Origin of the sequence: Paenarthrobacter sp. Z7-10 (genome assembly GCF_026932795.1) — a bacterium.
Classification (GTDB): Bacteria; Actinomycetota; Actinomycetes; order Actinomycetales; family Micrococcaceae; genus Arthrobacter_M.
The window spans coordinates 1-1,272 of record NZ_JADPVH010000132.1; the positions used below are offsets into that span (position 1 = coordinate 1).

A 1,272-nucleotide genomic window follows, 5' to 3' on the forward strand; every position below is an offset into this window, starting at 1 on the left:
TGAGGTGTGTCAAGGATGTGAGACAGTCGGCTGGTTTCTTGTTGGTTAGGCAGCGGTTGGCAGCGATTGCTGGTTTGGCTTGAAATTGGTCATTGCGGTGGTCGGTGGGAGTCCTTTGTTGTGGCTGTGTGGGCGCCAGCGGTTGTAGAAGACCTCGATGTACCGCATGACTCCCCTCCTGGCTTTTTGCCGGGTGGAGAAGCTGTAGTGGTGGTAATACTCATTCTTCAGGCTGGAGAAGAATGACTCAGCTACGGCGTTATCCCAACACACGCCGGTGGCTCCCATGGACTGGCGGATGTGGTTTCCCTTGCACCAGGTTCCCAATTCCCTGGAGGTGTATTGAGTACCACGGTCGCTATGGAAAATGGCGTCGGTTTTGAGGTGGCCGCGGTCCCGGGCCATGGTCAGCGCCCCGGTGACGAGAGAGGCACGCATGTGCTCAGCCATCGCCCATCCAACGACCATGCGGGTGCACAGATCGATGATGGTGGCCAGATACAGCCAGCCCTCGTCGGTGCGCAGATAGGTGATATCTCCGACCATGCGGGTCCCTGGCGTCTGGGAGGTGAAGTCCCGGCCGATCAGGTCTTCGAAGACCTTGTCCGGATCGGAGGGGATGGTGGTGCGTTTGAAAGCGCGCATCCGCTTGGCCGCCCACCCGTTCTCGGCCATGATGGCCGCCACGGTTCCCACGGAAACTTCGACGCCGGCGGCGCTGAGTTTGTCGTGGACCATGCGGTGGCCAAAGATCCCGTCCGAGGAATCGAACATTGTCTGCACCTGTCCTGTCAGCTCCCTGTGGCGCAGGACCGTCGCTGGGTCCGTATGGTCCAGCCAGCGGTAGTACGAGGCTCTGGGCACGCCCAGCCGCTTGCACATCCACTGCACTGGGAAGTTGGCGTTCTCCTCCTGAACAAGGCGGTAGAAGTCTTCTACCGTTGTTCTTTGGCGAAGAACGCCGAAACTTTTTTTAGGAATTCATTCTCTCTTTCCACTTCCCGGAGCCTGGTCTCCAGCGCCTTGTATTTAGCGGCTTCCACGGGTTGATCGGGCTTCATGCTGGCATCGGGATGGCCTTCATTGTGGTAGCGGATCCACCGACGCAGCGCGGTCACCGAGACCCCCAGCTCGGAGGCGACGGTGGCTATCGGACGGCCGGAAGAAATAACGAGATCAACGGCATCGGCTTTGAATTCATCAGAAAACGTTTGACGGGCGGACATGGGCACAATCCTTTCAAACTGTGTCTCACATCAGTAGTACACCTCA

The 1,272-nt window shown here is 58.4% G+C and carries 2 protein-coding genes; both read right to left on the bottom strand.

Annotation, left to right across the window (positions count from 1 at the left end):
- Positions 1-45: 45 nt before the first annotated feature.
- A complete protein-coding gene (locus tag IV498_RS18750; RefSeq protein WP_269048588.1) occupies positions 46-981 on the bottom strand; it encodes an IS3 family transposase in 936 nt (311 codons plus the stop codon).
- Positions 936-1,226: a transposase gene (locus tag IV498_RS18755; protein ID WP_269048587.1), complete on the bottom strand. Its 291-nt coding sequence runs from the start codon at positions 1,224-1,226 to the stop codon at positions 936-938. Before IV498_RS18755 ends, IV498_RS18750 begins: the two co-directional genes overlap by 46 nt.
- Positions 1,227-1,272 lie beyond the last annotated feature (46 nt).

Coding starts and splice junctions, on each gene's coding strand:
- IV498_RS18755 (WP_269048587.1), bottom strand. CDS start 1,226: ATGTCCGCCCGTCAAACGTTTTCTGATGAATTCAAAGCCGATGCCGTT.